Source organism: Flavobacterium piscis, from assembly GCF_001686925.1.
Lineage (GTDB): Bacteria > Bacteroidota > Bacteroidia > Flavobacteriales > Flavobacteriaceae > Flavobacterium > Flavobacterium piscis.
The window spans coordinates 186,444-208,410 of sequence record NZ_LVEN01000035.1 but is presented as its reverse complement, the minus strand read 5'-3'; the positions used below and the strand labels follow the sequence as shown (position 1 = coordinate 208,410).

General features: G+C 33.2%; 28 protein-coding genes. 1 reads left to right on the top strand and 27 read right to left on the bottom strand.

Annotated features, from left to right (window positions below; genetic code table 11):
- Positions 1-10: 10 nt before the first annotated feature.
- The 24 genes from FLP_RS15775 to truA form a co-directional block, all read right to left on the bottom strand.
- Positions 11-709, bottom strand: a complete 699-nt coding sequence (locus FLP_RS15775) for a hypothetical protein (protein WP_065450485.1) — start codon at positions 707-709, stop codon at positions 11-13.
- Positions 710-720: 11 nt separating this feature from the next.
- Positions 721-1,407 carry an aspartate/glutamate racemase family protein gene (locus FLP_RS15770; RefSeq protein WP_065450484.1) on the bottom strand — a complete coding sequence of 229 codons (687 nt, stop codon included), beginning with the start codon at positions 1,405-1,407 and terminating at the stop codon, positions 721-723.
- A gap of 10 nt (positions 1,408-1,417) precedes the next feature.
- Positions 1,418-1,633 (bottom strand): ArsR family transcriptional regulator, encoded by a 216-nt coding sequence (locus FLP_RS15765; RefSeq protein ID WP_065450483.1) that lies wholly within the window; start codon positions 1,631-1,633, stop codon positions 1,418-1,420.
- A gap of 23 nt (positions 1,634-1,656) precedes the next feature.
- The gene (locus FLP_RS15760; protein WP_065450482.1) at positions 1,657-2,067 is read right to left on the bottom strand and encodes a hypothetical protein; all 411 of its coding nucleotides are present in this window, start codon (positions 2,065-2,067) and stop codon (positions 1,657-1,659) included.
- 47 nt (positions 2,068-2,114) lie between these two features.
- Positions 2,115-3,029, bottom strand: a complete 915-nt coding sequence (locus tag FLP_RS15755; RefSeq protein ID WP_065450481.1) for a helix-turn-helix domain-containing protein — start codon at positions 3,027-3,029, stop codon at positions 2,115-2,117.
- Positions 3,030-3,041: 12 nt separating this feature from the next.
- On the bottom strand, positions 3,042-3,938 hold the full coding sequence (locus FLP_RS15750; RefSeq protein ID WP_065450480.1) for an NmrA family NAD(P)-binding protein: 897 nt from the start codon (positions 3,936-3,938) through the stop codon (positions 3,042-3,044).
- A 101-nt stretch (positions 3,939-4,039) separates the two neighbouring features.
- Positions 4,040-4,525: an SRPBCC family protein gene (locus tag FLP_RS15745; protein ID WP_065450479.1), complete on the bottom strand. Its 486-nt coding sequence runs from the start codon at positions 4,523-4,525 to the stop codon at positions 4,040-4,042.
- 440 nt (positions 4,526-4,965) lie between these two features.
- Complete coding sequence (locus tag FLP_RS15740) at positions 4,966-5,589, bottom strand: hypothetical protein (protein ID WP_065450478.1); 624 nt, start codon at positions 5,587-5,589, stop codon at positions 4,966-4,968.
- Between the two features lie 25 nt (positions 5,590-5,614).
- Positions 5,615-6,067, bottom strand: a complete 453-nt coding sequence (locus tag FLP_RS15735; RefSeq protein ID WP_065450477.1) for a hypothetical protein — start codon at positions 6,065-6,067, stop codon at positions 5,615-5,617.
- Positions 6,068-6,070: 3 nt separating this feature from the next.
- Positions 6,071-6,850, bottom strand: a complete 780-nt coding sequence (locus FLP_RS15730) for a hypothetical protein (RefSeq protein WP_065450476.1) — start codon at positions 6,848-6,850, stop codon at positions 6,071-6,073.
- Positions 6,851-6,936: 86 nt separating this feature from the next.
- The gene (locus tag FLP_RS15725) at positions 6,937-7,347 is read right to left on the bottom strand and encodes a hypothetical protein (RefSeq protein WP_065450475.1); all 411 of its coding nucleotides are present in this window, start codon (positions 7,345-7,347) and stop codon (positions 6,937-6,939) included.
- Positions 7,348-7,359: 12 nt separating this feature from the next.
- A complete protein-coding gene (locus FLP_RS15720) occupies positions 7,360-7,863 on the bottom strand; it encodes a hypothetical protein (RefSeq protein WP_065450474.1) in 504 nt (167 codons plus the stop codon).
- A 36-nt stretch (positions 7,864-7,899) separates the two neighbouring features.
- The gene (locus tag FLP_RS15715) at positions 7,900-8,331 is read right to left on the bottom strand and encodes a GNAT family N-acetyltransferase (protein ID WP_065450473.1); all 432 of its coding nucleotides are present in this window, start codon (positions 8,329-8,331) and stop codon (positions 7,900-7,902) included.
- Positions 8,332-8,358: 27 nt separating this feature from the next.
- Positions 8,359-9,015, bottom strand: a complete 657-nt coding sequence (locus FLP_RS15710; RefSeq protein WP_065450472.1) for a DUF2306 domain-containing protein — start codon at positions 9,013-9,015, stop codon at positions 8,359-8,361.
- 37 nt (positions 9,016-9,052) lie between these two features.
- Entirely contained in the window at positions 9,053-9,607 is a 555-nt protein-coding gene (locus tag FLP_RS15705) for a hypothetical protein (RefSeq protein WP_065450471.1), read from the bottom strand.
- A 43-nt stretch (positions 9,608-9,650) separates the two neighbouring features.
- Positions 9,651-10,040 carry a DUF1801 domain-containing protein gene (locus FLP_RS15700; RefSeq protein WP_065450470.1) on the bottom strand — a complete coding sequence of 130 codons (390 nt, stop codon included), beginning with the start codon at positions 10,038-10,040 and terminating at the stop codon, positions 9,651-9,653.
- Between the two features lie 261 nt (positions 10,041-10,301).
- Positions 10,302-10,946, bottom strand: coding sequence for a suppressor of fused domain protein (locus FLP_RS15695; protein ID WP_065450469.1), 645 nt, complete (start codon positions 10,944-10,946; stop codon positions 10,302-10,304).
- 129 nt (positions 10,947-11,075) lie between these two features.
- Positions 11,076-11,978 carry an arginase family protein gene (locus FLP_RS15690; RefSeq protein ID WP_065450468.1) on the bottom strand — a complete coding sequence of 301 codons (903 nt, stop codon included), beginning with the start codon at positions 11,976-11,978 and terminating at the stop codon, positions 11,076-11,078.
- A 149-nt stretch (positions 11,979-12,127) separates the two neighbouring features.
- A complete protein-coding gene (locus FLP_RS15685) occupies positions 12,128-12,877 on the bottom strand; it encodes a DUF2314 domain-containing protein (RefSeq protein ID WP_065450467.1) in 750 nt (249 codons plus the stop codon).
- 175 nt (positions 12,878-13,052) lie between these two features.
- Entirely contained in the window at positions 13,053-13,562 is a 510-nt protein-coding gene (locus FLP_RS15680) for a TPM domain-containing protein (protein ID WP_065450466.1), read from the bottom strand.
- Between the two features lie 214 nt (positions 13,563-13,776).
- On the bottom strand, positions 13,777-15,165 hold the full coding sequence (gene lpdA / locus FLP_RS15675) for a dihydrolipoyl dehydrogenase (protein ID WP_065450465.1): 1,389 nt from the start codon (positions 15,163-15,165) through the stop codon (positions 13,777-13,779).
- A 341-nt stretch (positions 15,166-15,506) separates the two neighbouring features.
- Positions 15,507-16,091, bottom strand: coding sequence for an NUMOD4 domain-containing protein (locus FLP_RS15670; protein ID WP_065450655.1), 585 nt, complete (start codon positions 16,089-16,091; stop codon positions 15,507-15,509).
- A 142-nt stretch (positions 16,092-16,233) separates the two neighbouring features.
- Positions 16,234-17,988 (bottom strand): ABC transporter ATP-binding protein, encoded by a 1,755-nt coding sequence (locus FLP_RS15665; protein WP_065450464.1) that lies wholly within the window; start codon positions 17,986-17,988, stop codon positions 16,234-16,236.
- 127 nt (positions 17,989-18,115) lie between these two features.
- Positions 18,116-18,850: a tRNA pseudouridine(38-40) synthase TruA gene (gene truA / locus FLP_RS15660; RefSeq protein WP_065450463.1), complete on the bottom strand. Its 735-nt coding sequence runs from the start codon at positions 18,848-18,850 to the stop codon at positions 18,116-18,118.
- Positions 18,851-19,225: 375 nt separating this feature from the next.
- Here truA and FLP_RS15655 point away from each other — a divergent pair, with 375 nt between their 5' ends.
- Positions 19,226-19,720, top strand: a complete 495-nt coding sequence (locus tag FLP_RS15655; RefSeq protein ID WP_065450654.1) for a metallophosphoesterase family protein — start codon at positions 19,226-19,228, stop codon at positions 19,718-19,720.
- A 1-nt stretch (position 19,721) separates the two neighbouring features.
- Here the strand turns inward: FLP_RS15655 and FLP_RS15650 are convergent, their stop codons facing one another.
- The 3 genes from FLP_RS15650 to FLP_RS15640 form a co-directional block, all read right to left on the bottom strand.
- A complete protein-coding gene (locus FLP_RS15650; protein WP_065450462.1) occupies positions 19,722-20,645 on the bottom strand; it encodes a sensor histidine kinase in 924 nt (307 codons plus the stop codon).
- Between the two features lie 47 nt (positions 20,646-20,692).
- On the bottom strand, positions 20,693-21,355 hold the full coding sequence (locus FLP_RS15645; RefSeq protein WP_065450461.1) for a response regulator: 663 nt from the start codon (positions 21,353-21,355) through the stop codon (positions 20,693-20,695).
- 164 nt (positions 21,356-21,519) lie between these two features.
- Positions 21,520-21,933 (bottom strand): DUF4293 domain-containing protein, encoded by a 414-nt coding sequence (locus FLP_RS15640; RefSeq protein ID WP_065450460.1) that lies wholly within the window; start codon positions 21,931-21,933, stop codon positions 21,520-21,522.
- Positions 21,934-21,967: the final 34 nt, after the last annotated feature.

Here is a 21,967-nt window from a genome sequence, read left to right as displayed (position 1 = left end):
TTTTGTGGTATTAAATGATACTTAATAAGTTCGATTTTAAATAGTGATTTTCATTAATGAGCTTTTTGGCTTCAGGACTAATCCAAAAATTTGGTCGATATAGTTTTGTACTGCTTTGCAATTTTGCTTTAGCAGATAATGCTTTTATGTTTTTTATTAAATCATTAAATAAAAGCGTATTGTTGAATTGACTGGTATCAACAACAGAATTAAATTTATCTGTAGAAAAACTTACCACTTTTGGATAAGTCAGTTCTAAACCTATTGTGCCTTCAACATTCATGTAAGCGATGCTTAAACTTTCCTTATCCTTTGAAAAGGTAAGATAAAAAGGGCTAATATTTATTACCGGCTCTGTAGGATCGACTAATTTAAATTCATCAGATCGTAATCCTTGTTTATCTATAATTTCTTTAAAGTTAATTTTATGAAGATCATCAGTAATAGAAATTCTGATTTTTTTCTCATAAGACCATTGTTTTTTTTGGTCTAATGCTGTTTTTCCAATTAAAATTTCATTAAAAAAATCTTTATAACTATCAAATATGTACGCCTTATCCGTTGCTTTGTAATTTATGGCAACGCTTGTATTGGTAATAACAAAGTAAAATTTAAGTTCTCTGAAAATAGATTCAAATTCCTTGGGTGTAAGAATAAAATTGAATTTGTTCCAACCTTTTCCAGAGCCCAGTCCGCCAAAATAACTCATAAAATTATAATTTAAGTTGAAGCAAGCATAAAGCTTACGATAGCATCAGAATGTATTTTTGTGGTATCGAAAACAGGAACAGAAAAATCAGATTGATCGATTAATAACGGAATTTCGGTACAGCCTAAAATAATCCCTTCGGCGCCACGCTCGATTAGTTCGTTGGCAATTTTGATGTAATTTTGTTTCGATTCCGGATTTATAATTCCTTTGCCCAGTTCTTGTTTTAAAACCTGTTGTATATAATTTCGAGTTTCCTGACTTTCGGGAATCAATACATTTAATCCAAAACTTTTCAGACGGTCTTTATAAAAATCCATTTCCATAGAAAACGAAGTTCCTAAAAGGCCAACGTTGGTAATTTTCTCTTGTGTTATGGCTTTTGCAGTTTCAGTACCAATATGAATCAATGGTAACCCAATTTCTTTTTCGATTTTGTCAGCATGCATATGCGCTGTATTGGCGCACAAAACAATAGCGTCAACACCGCTTTTTTGTAGACTTAAGCACGCATTCAATAGCAGTTCGTATGAGTTTGGCCAGGTTTTTTCCTGGATATCAGCAAAATTCAAAGAATAAATCAGGCATTCTGCAAATTGCAATCCGCCTAGTTTTTTATTGATGCCTTCGTTTATGAATTTATAATAATCCATTGTCGAAACCCAACTGGTTCCGCCTACAAGTCCAACTTTTTTCATTCTTTTTATTTTATAAATCTTCTGACTTGATTTGCGAAATATCAATACCTAATTTTTCAAATTCCTTTTGTCCAAGATCTGTAATGTAATAATTTTTATCAAGGGGGTTATTTTTGGCAATCCAGCCTTTTTCAGTAAAATTTTCTACAAGTAACTGACCCAATTTTCCTCCAATATGCTCGTAACACATTTTTGCAGGTTTTCGTAAAACTGATTTCTCGTTCATTTTGAAAAATTTAAAAATTAATATTATTTTGAAACGACTAACTTTCTAGCCAAATAAGCCATTGGCAAGTATGCAAATACGATATCTAGTATGTTGTACCAAATTGGTGATGGCAATGTAAAAACATTAACAATACCTCCTAACAAAAAGAAAGAACCAATAACCAAAGCCAGTTCTGTTTTGCGAGTGGCGGCAATTAAAGCTGTGGTTGCTGCACCGGCAAAAGTTCCGATGGCATGTGCAAGGAAAGGAAAAATAAAATGTTTAGGTTCAAATAAATGCATTGTCGCTTTTAATCCTTCCATAGTGGTAACATCTGCACCTTTTGGAGGAGGAATAACCGAACTGCTCATTAAAATAATAGCCATATTGACAATACTTCCAACAAAAAGACCAATAAGTACGGCCAAAGTATTTTTAAAAATCGGATTCATAAACTTGATTTAAGAATAACGAATTTATGAAAATTATAGATGCTATTTTAATTAAAAGCTTGTCTGAATTCTAAAGGAGAGGTATTTGTTTTGGTTTTAAACAATTTGCTAAAAGATTGCTGATGTTCGAAACCCAGTTCAAAAGCAATTTCACTAATTGATAAATTAGTTGTCGAAAGTTTTTCTTTGGCTTTTTCGATCAGTTTATCGTGTATATGCTGCTGTGTGCTTTGACCTGTAAGCGATTTGAGCAATCCGCTTAAATAGTTGGGCGTTACATTTAGGGTTTCGGCAATAAAATGTACGGTAGGCAAACCTTTTTTATCCAGAGATTCACTCGCAAAATAATCGTCGAGCAAGTTTTCTAAACGAGCCAGAATCTGATGGTTGCTTATTTTTCGGGTTATAAACTGGCGATTGTAAAAACGTTCTGCGTAAGTAAGCAATAATTCGATTTGGGCAACAATAACATCCTGACTGAATTTATCAATATTGGACTGATATTCCTGGCGGATATTTTTTATAAGGCCAACAATCATCTTTTCTTCTTTATCAGACAGATGCAAAGCTTCATGAACCGAATAGCCAAAGTATTCGTACTGCTTGATTTTTTTTGCCAAAGACGTATTCCATAAAAAATCAGGATGAATCAATAATGACCATCCTGTGTGTTGTAACTCGGCATTTCCTTCAATAGAAAAAACCTGACCTGGCGCAATAAACAACAAAACACCTTCATTAAAATCATATTCCTGCTGACCATAACGCATGGTTGCATTGGCATGGCGTTTTAATGCAATCGAATAAAAATCAAGCATCAAACTTTTAGGTTCATCTTTGTTTAGATGCTTTAGATCTTCAAAATTATAAACGCTTACCAGCGGATGTTCAGGTTTGGGCAAATCCCTAAACTCATGAAATTCGCTGATACTTTTTATGCGGTGCGGTTGATGATTTGCCATAATCTAAGGTACTTATTTTTGGTTATAAATAGCAGCAAATTCTTTGGCATAATCTGCCAGTTTTGTTTTTCCCGTTACTGCCGGTCTGTTTTTAATGTAATCTTCGCCCAATATACCGTTATAAAGTCCGGCGTACATTTCGACCAAACCTTCGGCAATTTTAGGCTGCATCCCTGCGTTTATTAAACCATTTAATGTTTCTTCGTCAGTGATTACAACCCATTTTAAATCCGGTTTGCCTATCGCTTCGCCCAAAATGCGAACTGTTTCATCACCGGTTAATTCTTCGCTCGAAACATAACGTACAGTTTTACCTTCAGGCAGCGTTACGATTTCCTCAGCAATTGCAGCTGCAATATCATTGGGAGAAACCCACGGAATCATTCTGTCGCCACCATAATTGGCTGCAATAAAGCCCTGCGATTTGATCGACGGGATATAGGCCAGTAAATTATAAAAGAAAGAAGTTGGGCGCATAAACGTAATCGAAACATCGTGAAGCTTTTTCAAAACAGTTTCGATCTCATTATAACGCTGAATTATTCCCGAATTCTGTTCTAAGTGAGCACCAATACTGCTTAAAAATACCACACGTTTTACACCGGAATTTTTGATAGCTTCGGCATAATTATTCCCAATTCCGCGTGTAAAAGCCTCGAGATCCAGATTGGGATCAAAATAATTGGCTCGCGGAATCATGCAATAAACGGCATCTGCGCCTGTAAAAGCTTTCGTTAGAAAAGCGGCATCTTCAACAGAACCTATTGCTGCCAAAGCTCCAAGAGCTTCAATTTCGGTTTGCTTTTTAGTAGTGCTGCTAATCACTGTAACCTCATGTCCTTTTTGCACTAACTCTTGTGCTAATGGTTTGCTAATGTTCCCTAAAGAACCTGTAATTATAATTTTCATCTGTTTAAATTTTATATTACAAAGTTGCGTAACATTCAAACAACAGCTGTAGTCAAAACTATTATTATCGTAGTCAAAAAGTGGGAGGAAAGGACTAAAAGTTATTCTTCAGACAATTTTTTTTCATTTTCTGTTTGCGGTTTTCCGCTTGCATTTGGTTCGCCTTTTCCGGTTGTGATAAGCTTTTGCAGACTATTCTGAATATAATTTGTCCAGGAGTCCCTGCAGATTTCAAAACATTCGTATTCCGGAACCAAGCCAAAATGCGTAAACTTAAGTTCAGTTTTCCCGTCTTTTTGAGAGATTTCAAAAGTAGGTTTTGTACCTGTCCATTCCGTTTTATCTTCTGTAAATTTAAAATAGTTTTTCTCGATCAGCCAAACGATTTTCTCATTCTCAATTACTTCAATCAGTTTTATTTTGCAACGATGAATATCTTCATAATGATAATCGAATACATCATTAAGTTGAGCCGTATTGCCTTCAATTTCTTCAGACCACCAACCCCGAACATTTGTAACGGCATCAAAAACTTCTTTAGAAGATTGGTCTACTTTTATACTTGTGGTAAAACCTGTTGCACTCATCTTTTTTAATTTTAGAAATTAGTAAATCAAATTTACTTTTTAAAAACCAATGCTTTAGGGTTTTTAGCGGACAATTTTGAGGGGTAAATCAGACAGGTTTTTTTTGATTTTTGATTTTAGATTTTAGATTTTAGATTTTAGATTTTAGATTTTTTGGATTTTAGATTTCATTTTAAGTAGCAGAAATCATCATTTTTAGCAACACCATTTGTTCTGCTGTATGGCTTTCGGGGCCCAATGTCATTAAGTTAAGCTTTTAGAAATAAAATTATTACAAATAAAATCCGTTTTTTATCAGCGTTTTTACGAAGTAAATCTGTTTTATCCGCGTCAAAATTAGACGCTGATTTTACTGATTCGCTAAAGCGAAAATGCTGATGAAAACGACTGAAGAATTAATGACGATTGTTTAATCTTCTAATCCTATGAAGTGTAATTGATCAGGAATATTTTTTATAAATAATGTAAGCTATTAAAAAATAAATGAAGAACACCCAAAACACAAACCAGCCATAACGCTGCGTGTTTACAATATTCTCGTAATAATGTGTCTTTACCTTAAAATAAGACTTTGTAATGTTCTTTAAATTTTGAGCAAGAATAGCATAGTTGCTAACTTCGAGCGAAGTAATCACAATGTTTTTAGCATCATAAATTTCTATAATCGTCTTTTTCCCTTTATATATATCGTACAATCTATAGTTGTGTGAACCTTTTATATTGTAATCCTGATCATAAACTTTGCACACATCATCAAAAATAATATCGGTTGATGAATTTAAGAAGGGATATGAAATGTTTAAACCAGTGTTGGTAAGCGTAACTTTCTTTAAAGTTACAATCAGATAAATGCTTAAAAAAGCAAATAATGCAATGAAGCCCGCAAATACCCAAACTAAACTATTCTCTAAGCTAATCTCAGTAAAATATTTTGGATTAAAAGTAAAAAAAGAAATAGTTATAGAAAGTAAAAATGCAAAAATACCTAAGGCAAGTAATAGTAAATTAGGATTACCTACAATTGTTGTGTCATCTATTTCTTGATCTTCAACGGGTTTGTTCATGTTTTGTGATTATTTTAGACGACATTTAATTAGACTTTCTTAAAATTCCAATCGCTAAATTGACAATGAAAATTGGCAAAGCAACAAAAATAATAAGTACAAACTCAAATGCCAAAGTGATACTAATTAAACGACTACCATCATCAAATAAAGGAAATTCATGATTAGATAAAAAAAGTTTACAATACAAAATAATGAGCCAGTAAAAAATATAGCTTCCAATTAAGATAACAGAATGAATCAGGGTTAAATACTTTATAAGCGGCTTCTTTAATGCTTTTTGAATCAACCAGTATGCAAATCCACTAATAAAGTAGCATACAAATAATACAACCGCCATATGAAAACCAGCAATTACAAAATAAGTATCATGAATATTAATGTCCAAAGTTTCCTCAGGATTAAATACCCCTATTAATAACGAGATTATTGCGACAACCCAAAAAAGGTGATAAACTTTTATGTTTTTTATAGTCATAGTTTACTCGATCCGTTTTACCACATTATCAAGGTCATTAACAACAAGTTTAAAGATAATTTTATTGTTTGGAAAAAACTTTTGCATATCGTTTCTTAAGTAAACGAAAGTTTGCGAAGCTGCTATATCATCTTTAATTGATTCGTTGCAGGAAATAGAAATTTCGTAATTGTTATTGATTTTTTCCAGATACACATATTTCGTTATAGCGTCATCAAAAAAAGTTGTTTTCTCAAAAGCTTCAGCAATTTTATCTGCTTCATTTTCATTGATATTACTCTGATACGCAATTTCATGATTCATAGTGCCATATGTCTTAGTCGACTCTGTAAGTCTTCCGCTGGCAGCTTCATTCGCAAAGGCGATTCCAAATATTGCACCAAGAGTAACGATACATCCAATAAGAGAAATACCAATCGTTCGCCACCAATTATATTCTTCGCCACCATTTTCGATATGTTTGGCTATATTTTCTTCCTGATATTTTTTTGTGAAGTAAGCTGCGATTCCCATGTAAATAATTGGAAATATAACATTTGGAATATTAACATCTTCGGGGATCATAAATATTAAACCAAAAATAAGCAGGGTTGAAAGAATCGTTATAATCCACGTATTTCTTACTTTGATAAAGTCTCCAAAAACTTTAAAGTTTTCGGCTATAAAATATCCTGCAACTATGGGACCTCCTAAAAATGTTCCAATACGAATTGCTTTTTCAGTATAAATTTTTTCTGTTGGAACTTCTTCAAAAACTGATTTTTCGGGTATTGTTTCTTCCATAATTTAGTGTTAGGTTATCGTTTTTCTTTTTGAACGAAAATACAAATTAAAACCAAAATAAAGAACGCCTTCTAATCCGAAAATATTTATTGAATCGAGAAAATAGTGACATCACTAAAATTTTGTATTTCTTCGATTACGAATAAACTATCATTAAAATAATCCATATCAAAATCATCATCGCCCCAAATTTCGAATCTTTTATGGCAGGTTTCTAATTTGGCTTTATCAAAAACATTTTCATTCCAGTCAAATTCGTATTGTTCTGCCAGTTCGACGGCTTCGTCATTTACATATTCTTCTTCAGAAAATGCAATATGGAGCTGATAATCATCATCAAAAATAATATCGATCTGATTGTTGTCAAGAACAATTTTGGGTTTGTTTTCTATAGTTCCTTTTTGATAAAAAGTTTCTAAATTGTTTTTTAGAAGAGATAGGCTGGCATTTGAATTAGGTGCTATAAAAGCTAAGTAAGAGTAGAAGGTATTGGCCATTGTTTTACGTTTTTAAGAGTGTTTTTCTATGATAATAGGCTTTGATTCTAATGTATAAGATGCTAATATTTCATTAAATTCATTTTCGTTCAATATTTTAAATTCTGTTTGAGATCGTACTTTGTTCTCGTCCATCATAGAACGTGTGAGAATTAATTTAAAAACTTCTGATTTCTTTTCTACATTAATTTCCGGATTTTTAGCAATAAATGTTTCATAAGTATGCATCATATTTTCCCAAACCCTAATTTCATTATCGGGATTTCGGTCTCTTTTAAAATTGGTAATTGTATCTTCTAATGATATGGGATAAATGTCTGAAAAAACAGCTTGTATTTGCGTTATTTTTTTGATTTGTTCCTCACTGAGTTCATCGTGAACTATTGGCCCCGGAAGTATTTTTTTAGGATCTAATATGTTGGGGCTTTGGTTTTTCTGAGCTTTTTTATAAGAAAGAAAAATAGAAAGTAAGATAAGCAGCAAACCTGCAAGAAGAATTAAGGTATTTGTTTTCATTTTTTGGTTGGGTTTGTTAATAGGTTTATTTATAGTTTAAATACTATTTTCTAACAATTCGAAAAGAATATATCCTCCGTGTTCTGATGGTCCTCTTTCTTTTTCGATAAAACCTTTTTTTCTGTAAAATGTTACGGCTTTTATATTTTCTTCTAAACATTTTAAGGTTACGGGAAGATTGGTTTGTTGAATTGCGGCTTTCAATAGTAGCGTTCCAATGCCTTTGCTTTGATGTTGCCGGTCTATATAAAAATGGTGAATAAAATTATTAGGCATCCAGATCGAAATAAAACCAACGGGGACTTCGTTATCAACAGCAACCAGAACCAATTCTCCTTTTATATGCTTTTCAAAATCATCTAATTTAAATTCAGTAGGATCAATCCATGAAAAAGTCGCTTGCCTTTCTTTTAAGAATAAGATTCTTAAAGTATCAAAATCAGAATTTTTAATTTCTCTTATTTCCATGATAAATGATGGGTTGAAAAGTCAATTTTATTGTAATCGTATTTGTGTTGGCTGTTGTTTGTTTACCTTTTTTATCCAGTAAACAATATAAAATCCGCCTATTGTTCCGGGAACAAACCAACCGTAAAAACCCTGGAAAAAATTATTTACTACAACAAAAGCGGTTGTGGCTGAAATGTATCCGCCAATCATTTTTCCTAAATGTAATTTTAGCCAGACATTATTAAGTTTATCCGCGTTTTTATAAAGCATCAAATCTCTGCTGGAGAAAACGAGTCCTACGATACCCAAAACAGTTAAAACAATATTTATTTTGTGATGAACAACCGGATTGTACAAAATCATCAAAACTGCGGTTAAGATCATAATTCCTGAAATTAGCTGATCTGTTTTAAGATTGATGTTTTTATTTTTGAATCGTAAAGCCCTGTAACCTGTTATGATAAAATAAGAACTAAAAATCCCGATAGCAAATAAAAACGGGCTTTCATGCTGGGGAAGCGAAGCAATAACTAGTGCAGTTGAAGCAGATAAAAGCATGCAGTAGTAAAAAAGCTTTCCCGATTTTTTATGTGTCTTTTTTCCTTTTTTGGCTATTAATGAAATAAAACCTGAAAGTAGTGCTATACCGCCAAAGAGTGCGTGAGAATAAATTAGTATTTGTATTATTTGCTCTTTATTCATTTATAAATTTACAGCTAAAATAGCCTGTAAATGCTTTTTACTTAGTTAGTATGAGTTTTGTTTCGAGTATGATAGGGAAATTCCAATATCCTCGCTTTATTCTTATTTCGGCAAAGTTGTACATGCTAATTTCTTTAAAGTCATAATTGTGTATATTGATTTCCTTTTTAGTGCCTTCTATTTGTACTACAATACTGTTAGGCGATCTTTTGTAACTTTCATGTTTTTCGAAAATGGGCGAAACTACAATATATTCTTTATTAGTTGAAAGATATTCGTTGGCAAGAAAAAAGGTGGCACATGAAATTGTGCCATAAACTACCAGAATGAGAGCAAAATAACTTCCTGATTTAAAATTTTTTCCTTCGTATTCTTTTTGATATTTATAAAACAAAAGTCCAAACAAAAGACCGGCAATTAAATAGATGTAAAGTAAAAACTCAAATTTTACAATTAAAAAGTTAGTATAATGCCTGATTACATATATAAAACTAATAAGACAAAGTACAATTGAAATTACTTTTACAATAAAAGCGATGGTGTCTTTTTTTGATTTTTTTTCTTCAATGTTTTTTTTATTTCTTCGACTCATAAATATAGAATGCTTTTTGACTTTATGATAATGGATAAATTTATTATTTTAATCGTATTAAAATTCCTTTTCTCTTGATTAAATTTTTATAATCCCATTGTATTTCCTGAGCCTTTTTGAGCCAGCGTTCGAGATCCTGTTTGTTGATTTGTGCAGCGGCAGTATACCGCGACTCAGCAGCTTTAAAAGAACCTTCATCAGCTAGTTTTTCTTCATCAAACGACTGACCGCTCCAGAATAGTAAACGAACGCTGTTTTTTAATTTGCTATATCCCGCAATAGGATTTCCGTCGAGAAACCAAACCGGGTGAGCATGCCAGATTTTACTTTGGGCACCGGGAAGATTTTGATTGATTATCGTGGCTAACTGATCGCAGATTTCTTTATCTGAACGAGTTTGTAAATTATTATATTCTTGTATGTCCGGATTCATAATAATAACTTTTTTTTATTTGTAACTAACTGAATGCGTTTATTTTGATACTGTATTTTAATCTAAGCTAAAATAATCTTTTTATCGCAATAATTCAATTTAGAAATAATGTTCTTACGAAAACCGGTGTTTGCGTTAGGGATTGAAATGGCATCTTTTTATGCTGGGGTTCACCATAAAAGATATAGTGACAGCCCAGTCCGCCGCGGCGGATTCGCCCAAATAAAAATCCGACTTACTTTCATAAATCGGATTTTGGAGTTATTTTCTGGTGAGATCCGTAATTAGTAAAGGATTGTTTTCTTTGAGTTTATTTACTAGTTCCTCAGCCGTTTCGGGATTTGCTTTTAAATGTTCGTATTCGGCAGAAGTGATTCCTACGATTTGCAGAAATGAAAGTTCGCCATGCGGGGTTTGTTTTTTTTCGATTTCTGGATCAACAACAATTATTAAAGCAGTGATTTCCGTGTCTGTATCTAGTCGAATTGGTCCATTTGCCGGCATGTAATGAAACTCTTCGAACCAATTGCCGCTGTCGAAAACATATCTGGCAATGTTTTGGAGCATTACGATGGCCCAACTTGGGTTTCCGTTGTCGGGTTCAAAAGGTTTTAATCTAAAAGTAAGTTCGAATCCCCACTTGCTAAATTCATCGTTTAGTTTTTCTTCGTTATAATATAATTCTGAAAATCCGTAGGTTACAAAATGCAGATGATCTGTTTGCTTTTTACTCTCGTAAATGCTTATTCCGTCAAGCGGATCTTCGCCGCCCAGCATGTAAGGTATTGGGGGGACATAATGTTTGGGTTCCTGATTGGGGTAAAGACGATCAAATTCCTGATCTATTGCGATCCAGCCGACAGCATCGTCTTCTGAAAATTGTTTTTTATATTCGTCTAATGTCATGCTTTCTGGTTTAAATAGGAGACTTTGTAATTATTTCTTATATCGAATGAAATATTAGTTAGTCTAATTTAAAAAGAAAATTTAGGATTTTTATATTTTATAAAATAGAATTTTCTGTTTTTTAATCGTCTAATGTCCAAAATGTGTATTAAAAGTAATCGTGATATTTTGCACAAAGTCTCTGGTATATTGCCCAGTAGGATCTAAATCAGGATCGAGAATAGTGATTTCGAGTCCGCTTAATTTTTCGTTTTGAAACAAATAGGAGGTCAGCTCATTAAATTCCTGATAAGTAAGACCATCAGGCGTTTGACTGTCTACACAGGGCATGATAGTATCGTTTAAAACATCGACATCTATATGCAGCCAGAAACCGTCGAGATTCTTGTTTTTTACCTCTAAAAGAAAAGACTGAACAGCAATTGAGATGCCTTGTTTTCGCAATTCACGAAGACTCAGGTAAGTTGCGGCCGAATTGCGGATTTCATTTTCGTACTCATCATCGTATTCGCGATTGCCTACGCACCAAAGATTTTCTTCTTTTATATAAGGCGATAAATTAAGAATATCAGTGAGTTTTTTATGTCCGTTTCCCGTTACTATCGAAGCTGCCATTCCGCCGACTCCTCCGGTTTCAGACAAGGAAACATCCATAAAATCAGTATGGCCGTCAAGATAAAATAAGCCGTAATTACCTTTTTGTTTTAATGCAATTGCCGATCCCAACAATATACTGCAATCGCCGCCCAGTATAAACGGAAATTTATTTTGCGAAAGTAAATTGTTTATTAAATAGGCTTGTTCCCGTGCGTAATCGACCAATGCATTTGCATTTAGTATATTAGTTTCAATTTCTCTAATATTTGTGTATCGTGGAGGATCGAGCCTTAGAACATCCTTATGATTGATGGCTTTATGCAAATTATGTTTCCAGAACCAGTTAGGCAGATTTTTTACGCCTGGTTCTTTTCCGGGTTGAGGTTCTTTTAAGCCCAAATTAGATGGAAACTCAACAATGCATACTTCTTTCATGACTTATTATTTAGGTATAAAGTTATTAAAATATAAGTTTTGGCGTGTTTTTTTAATTAAATGAAATAATTTGGCAACTTACATCAAATAAAGACTTACTAATAAAAAATCCGATTTGCAAAAAGAAGCAAATCGGATTTTAAAAACTCTTATTTTAAAATTGGAATGATATGTTCCCATTTTAGTTGTTCTGCAAAATCTAAGGCGGTTTTATTATTATGCGTTTTTGCGTTTACATCTGCACCGGATTCTATTAATACTTTTACTGTTGTACTGTTTCCTGCAATTGCTTCGCGATGCAAAAAAGTATATCCTAATTCGTCCTGAGCGGTAAGTTCATTTGGGTTTGTCCTTATAAATTCCAGAAGGCTTTCCCGCATGTTTTGGCTCATAGGATGTTCTACAAGGTTTTCCGGTTTTTCTTTTTGTTCGTAAGCAACTAGAATATCATTAAAATCGCCAAAATTTAATCCCCAGGCAGCATCATGTTCTTCTCTTTCGGTTTCGTTCATTTCTGATCTCATAGCTTGTATGGTGAAACCTCCGTATGTTTTATCCTGAGTGACAAATAGCCAGTCACTAATTTGATTTGCCGGAATTTCTACATATTCGCCATTACTAACATTTGTTAATTCGTTAGGGTCGTTTACTAAAATGCCTTTTATTTTTTCGCCATCAAAATTTATCTCATTGATCCACATATGTTCGACTACGGTATCGTTATTTATTTCCTGTGTAAAAGCCAGTTTTACGCAGGCAACATCAAGTGCCGGTACTATTCGTCGGTATTCCCAGGACAATTCTCTCCAGAAATACTTAAACGTTTCCTGAGCTTTTTTGAAGGCTTCGATCATTTTTGGACTTTCTCCGTCGGCAAAAAAAATTGGTGTATTTTCCATTATTGATATTTTAGAATATTATTTCGTATTACGTAAATATAATTTTTTTGTAAGAAAGTAAAAAAAGTAATGGTTGATTTGATGAATGTTTTATGGCGTTTTAGTTTTTTTGCGGTAAAAAAAAATCCGACTTGCTTTCGCAAACCGGATTCTACAAAAAAAAGTTTTTTTTAATCTATTCTATTTTTTTTACAATTTGATTTACCGCATTTTCTAAACCTTTATAAAAATCACCTTTTTTAAATTCGGGTATTGCAAAATTGTTTATAATGTTTTTGGTTTCTTCTTCAGTTAGTTTATTAAGTCCCTTTCGACTACTTTGAATCTGAATTTGTCGTAACTCTTTGCTTAATACAATTAAAATTGCAGGATTTAATTTTAAATTATCTGATAAATACTTTTCTAAATAGTATGCATATTCCGGAACACTCGCGTACGGTTTTATTGATGAAATGGTAACAACAATAATTTTATAACCTGATTTTTTTTCAGAAGATTTTAAAGTTGTGTTTAAAGTTGTAATTTGATTTGAAGTTAATATTTTTTCGAAATCGTTTAGATAACTATATGATTTTGAAAAAGTATTTTCGGTGACTGAATTTTGAGCAATTGTTTTTCCCGACTGGCCAAAAAAGTTGTTTGGCAAAAGGAAAGAAATTGTAATAACAAGTAATATTTTTTTCATTTGAAAATAAATTTGGGTGCTGCAAAAATATCATTTTATTATCATAAATGGGCTTCAGTTTGCTATCAAAAGGTTACTATTTTATTTGTTTATTTGTAAAGTTAAAGTAAGTGAAAGGAGAGCAGATGCGTCATTAAAACAAAAAAATCCGATTTGCTTTCACAAACCGGATTTTTAAATTGAAAATTATATGTAACCGTAAAACGGTTTGATATTACAAGTGAATTACTTCGCCGTAAGCATCAGCAACAGCTTCCATAACTGCCTCACTCATTGTTGGGTGAGGGTGAATAGATTTAAGGATTTCATGACCTGTAGTTTCTAGTTTACGAGCTACGACTGCTTCTGCAATCATATCTGTAACACCAGCACCAATCATGTGGCATCCTAACCATTCTCCGTATTTAGCATCAAAGATTACTTTTACGAATCCGTCAGCAGCACCTGCAGCTTTTGCTTTTCCTGAAGCTGAGAATGGGAATTTACCAATTTTTAATTCGTATCCTTTTTCTTTAGCTTGTTTTTCTGTTAATCCTACAGAAGCAATTTCAGGAGTTGCGTAAGTACAACCAGGAACGTTTCCGTAATCGATTGGGTCTACGTGTAAACCAGCGATTTTTTCTACACAGTTAATTCCTTCTGCAGAAGCTACGTGAGCCAAAGCTTGTCCAGGAGTAACGTCTCCAATGGCATAATATCCAGGAATATTAGTTGCGTTGTAAGCGTTTACTAAGATTTTATCTCTGTCAACAGCGATTCCAACTTCTTCTAAACCTATGTTTTCGATGTTAGTTTTGATTCCAACTGCAGAAAGTACGATGTCAGCTTCAAGAATTTCTTCTCCTTTTGCTGTTTTTACAGTTGCCTTTACGCCAGTTCCGGTAGTATCAATTTTCTCAACAGAAGAGTTGGTCATAATTTTTACTCCTGCTTTTTTCATAGAACGCTCCATTTGTTTAGAGATATCCTCGTCTTCAACAGGAACAATGTTTGGCATAAATTCTACAATAGTAACTTCAGTTCCCATTGAGTTGTAGAAATGTGCGAATTCAACTCCAATCGCTCCAGAACCTACAATAATCATAGATTTTGGTTGTGTTGGTAAAGTCATTGCCTGACGGTAACCAATTACTTTTACGCCATCTTGTGGTAAGTTTGGCAACTCACGAGAGCGGGCACCAGTTGCAATGATAATGTGATCAGCGCTATATTCTGTAACTTTATTGTCTTTATCGGTAACGTCAAGTTTTTTACCTGGTTTTAGTTTTCCAAAACCTTCGATAACGTCAATTTTGTTTTTCTTCATCAAAAACTGAACTCCTTTGCTCATTCCGTCAGCAACACTACGGCTACGTTGTACTACAGCAGGGAAATCTTTATCGAATTCAGAAACTTTTAATCCGTAGTCAGAAGCGTGTTTTAAGTAATCAAAAACCTGAGCTGATTTGAGTAATGCTTTTGTTGGGATACATCCCCAGTTCAAACATACACCACCAAGGTTTTCTTTCTCTACTACAGCAACTTTAAAGCCTAATTGTGAAGCTCTAATTGCTGTTACATATCCGCCAGGACCACTTCCTAAAACAATAACGTCGTATTTCATCTTTTTGGTTTTTAGTATTTATTACCGAAAATGAAGTTTAATTCCGAAACTCATTTTTCGATTTATTCTTTTGTTATTTGTGATTGCGAATTTAAGGATTTATTTTAAAAAACACCTGAAATTTATTTTTACACGTACTGATTTTGATCTTTTCACAGAAATTTAAGTAATTGTTAATTGCAAATTGTGAAATATGAATTGAAGAATCAGATTTAGAAGTGAAGTCTCAAATTAAATTGTTTATCAAAATAAACGAAGTCGAAGTCCTTTTCGTATTGAAAAGATCTTCGACTTCGCTCAAATGAGAAATCAATTAAAAATTAATCATTCATAATTTATAATTAAACCTTAACGTGTCCCCAGTTTTCACCGCTGGCAATACGTCGTATTTGCATTTCGCTTACGCCAAATTGTTTGGCAATCATTTTAAGTCTTGTTTTTTGTTCCGGTCTTGCCAGGATTTTCTTGATTAACATTACTTTGGTAGTTGTTAATTTTCTTCCGTCGGCCTTTAAGTTGTGTTCGATTAGATTCTTTTTTGCCTGAATCACACGTGGACTTTTGCGGCTATGCGCCATCATTTCGGCTTTTGTAGCCCAACGCAAGTTGTTTACATCATCGTTACTTCTGTTATAATCCAGATGCAATACATAAGTCTGTTCTTCGGATGTTTTTGGGATAAAATACTGGGCAACTAATTTGTATAAGAAAAGATATTTATTGACAATTTTGTCGTCATTTTTAACCTTAAATCTAAAGGTTGGGTAACCATCACTTAAACCGCCTTTAAGGAGACGACCGTTTTGAATTTCGTCTGAAAAGCTAATTAATCGGCCTTTGTTTGAAATGGCATATCTAAGTTGTAATGAAGCGTTTATTTCTATTTCTTTGAATTGTTCGTTTGGATAAAATCTATTTTGTGGCATTTTCTTTTGCATTTGAATTATACATACTCAAATATAAATAATTCAAAAATCAAAGCAGTTATATAATTTCTTCCAGATATTACATTTATGATTCCTATAACGCTAATTTAACTTTTTTAAGAATTTTTTTAGCATTTCAAATTTAATTAGCGACCGAAAACTGGGAGTCGTAGAGGTTTTTGTAGTAACCGTCGACTTTATTGAGTAATTCCTGATGTGTTCCCTGCTCAACAATTAAGCCTTTATCCATTACTACAATTTTATCAGCATTTACGATTGTCGCCAATCGATGTGCGATAATAATCGAAGTTCTTCCTTTTGTAATTGTTTCGGTAGCACGCTGAATCAATTCTTCAGAATACGTATCTATCGATGACGTTGCTTCATCCAAAATCAAAATACTTGGATTGCTCACATACGAACGTAAAAAAGCAATCAACTGGCGCTGTCCGGACGAAAGCATAACACCACGTTCCTTAACATCAAAATCATAATTATCCGGCAAACTCATGATAAAATCGTGTACGCCAATTTTTTTTGCAGCGTCAAGAACCTTGTCACGTGTAATTTCTGGATTGTGTAAAGTAATGTTGTTGTAAATCGTATCGGCAAATAAAAATACATCCTGCAAAACCACTGCAATTTGTTTTCGCAACGAAGCCAATGTATAGTTCTCTATATTATGACCATCGATAAAAATAGTTCCGCTGTTGATTTCATAAAAACGATTCAATAAATTGATTATCGTTGATTTTCCTGCTCCTGTAGAACCTACAATTGCCACGGTTTGACCTGAAGCTACAGATAAATCAATACCTTTTATCACTTCCTCTTCCGGAATATAACTAAAACGAACGTCCTTAAATTCTATACTTCCTTCAAAAACCGGAGCTTCAAGTGTTCCAGTATCCTGAATATGGTCCTGAGTATCAATAATATCAAAAACACGATTGGCAGCAATCATTCCTAATTGCATCTCGTTAAATTTATCCGCAATCTGACGTAATGGGTTAAACAACATCCCAATAAACATCGTGTACGAAAATAAATCTCCAAAAGTCGTAAAGTGATCTCCGTTCAGGATTTTAAATCCGCCATAAACAACAACCAAACCTAGAGTAATCGACGAAATAATATCAGCAATAGGAAAAAAGATCGAGTTATATAAAATCGTTTTAATCCACGCAACGCGGTGTTTATCATTTATGACCTTAAAATTATCCGCTTCAATTTTCTCACGGTTAAAAAGCTGTACAATCTTCATTCCCGTAACACGTTCCTGAACAAACGAGTTCATGTTGGCAATTTGCGTACGTACTTCCTCAAAAGCAACCTGCATTTTACGTTGAAAAATTCGGGTAATAAAAACCAGAATAGGCATCGCAACAACCACAATCCAGGTCAGTTTCCAGTTCATGTAAAACATAAAAATCAAAACCACCAGCATTTTCATCAAATCACTAATAATCATGAACAATCCCTGACTAAAAATACGTGCAATCGATTCAATGTCAGATACTGAGCGGGTCACCAATTGCCCAACCGGAACCAAATCAAAGTACTTCATTCTAAAACTCAAAATATGCTTAAAAAGTTTTGTACGAATGTCTTTTACAATATCCTGCCCAAGCCAGTTGGCCCAATACACAAAATAAAACTGAGAGAAAACTTCCATCAAAAGAACCACTCCCATCAATACAATGTACATCAGTAAACCTTCCTTATCATGCGTCTTGATATAGCCGTCGACCGTTTGTTTTAATAAATACGGACGAAGTGCTGCAAAAATCGATAAAGAAACGGCGAAAACAATAACGCCATAATAGCGCCATTTATAAGGTTTAGTATAAGTTAAAATTCGTTTGAATAATCCGGTATCAAATGCTTTTGCTTTCATTTATTTTTTTCTATGCTTTAAGCTATAAGCTTTAGGCAATAGGCTTAATGCTAATAGCCTAAATGCTTTTGCTTTCATTTATTTTTTCTATGCTTTAAGCTTTATGCTTATAGCCTAAAGCTTATAGCTATATATAATCGTAATCAATTTCGGTTAAATATAATCCGTGTGCCGGAACCGAAAACCCGGCTTTTTCTCTGCTTTTACTCGCAATAATATTTTCAAAATCGGTTAAGGAAATTTTATGTAAACCAATATTGACCAAAGTTCCCACAATAGAACGAACCATATTTCGTAAAAACCTGTTGGCCGAAATAGTAAAAATCAGGTTCTTGTTTTCAATTTTCCAATACGCTTCAAAAATCTTGCAGTCAAATGTGTTTACATCTGTATTTACCTTCGAGAAACATTGAAAATCCGTATGATTCAGTAAGATTTTCGCCGCTTCATTCATCAAAGCTACGTCTAATTTTTGATTAAAATACCAACTCAATTCCTGCAAAAACGGATTTTTAACAGTATTGATATGGTATTCATACGTTCTCTTTGTAGCATCAAATCGACAATGAGCTTCATCGTGAACCAAAATAATATCAAAAATCGAAATGTCTTTTGGCAAATACGAATTCAGTTTATGTACTAAACTAGTAACATCAATTGGAGTTTCAAAATCAAAATGACCGTACATTTCACTTGCATGAACACCAGTATCCGTTCTTCCTGCACCCATTACATTTATAGGAGCATTCAGTAAAACCGAAAGTGCTTTGTTTAAAGTTTCCTGAACAGAAGAGGCGTTGGGCTGAAATTGCCATCCATGATAATGCGTTCCGTTGTAGGCAAATTGAATAAAATATCTCATTTTTAAGGGACAGAGGTTCTGAGGCGCAAAGGTACAAAGGATTTTTTTAAAAAGTTGCTAAGATTCTGAGATGCTAAGGTTCTAAGTTTTTTTTATGCACCGGCAAATCGTAGAGACGCACAGCAGTGCGTCTAAGGTTTTACAGGTTCAAAGGTTTAGAGGCGCAAAGGGACAAAGGTTTATAATATTGTAAATCTTAGGGATGCATATGGCGTGTCTAATGGTTTGAAAGAAGACTTAGGTTCTGCATTAAGTTTTATAAATCTCAAAAAAACCTCTGCGTATTTGAATCTCTGCACCTTTGTATCTTTGAACCCTTTTTTAGAAAAAAACCTTTGTACCTTTGCGCCTCTGAACCTTTGTTCCTCAAAAAAAATGAAAAAAATCCTCCTCCTTTCCGATACTCATAGTCATATTGATAATACTATTTTAAAATATGTAAATCAGGCTGATGAAGTTTGGCATGCCGGAGATATTGGAGATCTGAATGTTACCGATACAATAAAAAAGCTAAAACCCTTACGTTGTGTTTACGGAAATATTGATGATGCGCAAGCCCGATTAGAATTCCCGTTGCACAATCGGTTTTTATGCGAAAATGTTGCTGTTTGGATCACGCATATTGGTGGTTATCCGGGAAAATACAATCCGGCAATTAGAGAAGAAATGGCGCTGAATCCTCCAAAATTGTTTATTTGCGGACACTCGCATATTCTAAAAGTAATGTTCGATAAAAAGAATAATTTACTGCACATGAATCCAGGTGCGGCAGGAAAAAGCGGATTTCATCAGGTACGAACCATGTTACGATTTGTAATTGATGATGATAAAATAAAAGATCTGGAGATTGTAGAAATTGGTAAGAAATAATTTAATGAGGTAACGGTATTTTAATCTTTATCGACGTTCCTTCATTTGGGTTTGAAACAATCGATAAACTGCCTTTGTATTTTTTAATTCGGGCCCTGATTCGGTTTAAACCAAAACCTTCGGCTTCGTTGAGTTTTTCGGTTTTAAAACCTTTTCCGTCATCATGTATCGTTACAATAAAATAATTGTTGTTTTCGTATAACATGATCTGGCCTTTTTTTGCCCCACTGTGTTTAATGATGTTGCTAAATAATTCAGATACAATAAAATAAATCTTCATTTCGAATTTTTCTATATACCTTTTGCTAGTAGGTATTTTGCTTAAAAATTCAAACTGAATACTCGAATTGGTATTTCGTTCGCACAAATCTTCCAGTGCATAAATCAAACCAAAACGAACCAAAAGAGTAGGGACAAGGTCGTGTGACATATCTCGCAAAAGATCATGTGCTTCCTGAAGAATGGCTTTTGCTTTCTGGATTTCTTCAGATTTTATATTGTTTTGCGCTGTAAAAGTATTCAGGTGTAAGCCAACAGAAGACAATAACGAATTGATGTTGTCGTGTAAAAAAGAGGCAATTTTTTTACGTTCGATTTCCTGGGTATCTATTCCGGCATTGATAATGTTAAGCAGTATTTTTTGTTTGGTATCTTTTCGCTTTATCTTCTGTTTCAGTTTGTTATTCTGGTAAAAAAAATAAAACAGAAAGAATATAATGATAACCAGAACAATAGATAAACTAACTATTTTTTTATTTCGTAATTTTTCAAATTTTCGAATTTCATTAATTTTTCCTTTCGAATTTTGCTGCGGTACAATTTCTGTTTCTTTTGAAGGAATGGCTTGATTTTGCTGGCTAAATAAAGTGTTTCCGCTCACAATAGTGAATAAAATCGACAATAAAAAAACTCTAATTAAAGCCATAACTCAACTGTAAATTTTTCGATAGGTTTTTTAATCTTTAGAAGGCACTAAGGATTTATTAAATTGTTTTTTAGTGCATATTTTACAAGACCAATCGTATTCTTGGTTTGTAATTTTTTCATGATATTCTTCCTGTGTGTTTCAACCGTATTCAGGCTGATAAAAAGCTGTTCGCTAATCTCTTTGCCACTATATTCTAATGAGATCAGTGTAATGATCTCAATTTCCCGTGCACTTAAAATAGGATTTTCAACATAAACCGGTTTATTCAATTTTGGATTATTATTCGTAAAACTATTAAAGATTTTTTCCCTTACGGCATCACAAAAATATTCCTGACCCTGATAAACAGCTTCTATGGCCTCAATGATATTTTCGCCTGCGCATTTTTTGGTGAGATAGCCTTTTGCGCCCAATTTCATTACTTCTTTTATGATTTTTAAATCATCATAACTAGACAAAATAATTACTTTGCAGGGAAATTTCTTTTCGCTAAATTCTTTCAGTACTTCGATACCATCTTTTTTAGGCATACTGATATCCAGTACTAAAATATCGGCATTGTTCTGACTGACATCCTGATAAACAGTTGTTCCGTCCAATGAATTGCCTACAACTTCAAAGTTATTTACGGTTTGCAGCAAATTGGTAAGGCCATCAATAAGTACTTGATGATCATCAGCAAGATGTATCCTTATGTTCTGTGTCATGATTGTTTGGAGTAATAAGCAAATTTATGAAAAAATTATCTTACAAAGTTTGTTTTTAAGGCTTGTTTTAGTGATTCTCTCAGATTTGCTAAAATATAAGGTACAAAAAAACCCGAATTATACAATTCGGGTTCTCTTCGCACAAAAAACTTAAGTTTATAGGTTTATCTCAAACGATCTACAGATTTTACGAGATCTTCATCCTTTTTGATGGCCTTATTAGCTAAAACTAATAATACGATAGCAACAATTGGTAGAAACATCCCAATACCTTTCTCTGAAACAGCTAGTGTTTCTCCAGATAAATTTAGAGAACGATATACAAACAATCCTAATAAAATTAAATTTAATATTATATTCAGTCTGTTCATTACAAACTGATTTTGTCTTTTTTTATATGAAATAATACTAACAATAGTAAGCATCGTACTTAATCCAACTATTACATTATATATTGGATCTTGATTAAAGTAAAATAATGCTCCCCCTTTTAATGTCCATAACGGAATAAAAAGCATCAAAACACTTGTTGCAATAAACGTAAGAATTAAATAAACGGTTTGAATTCGTTGTATCATGATGTAAAATTGTTTTACAAAAATATATTTTCTT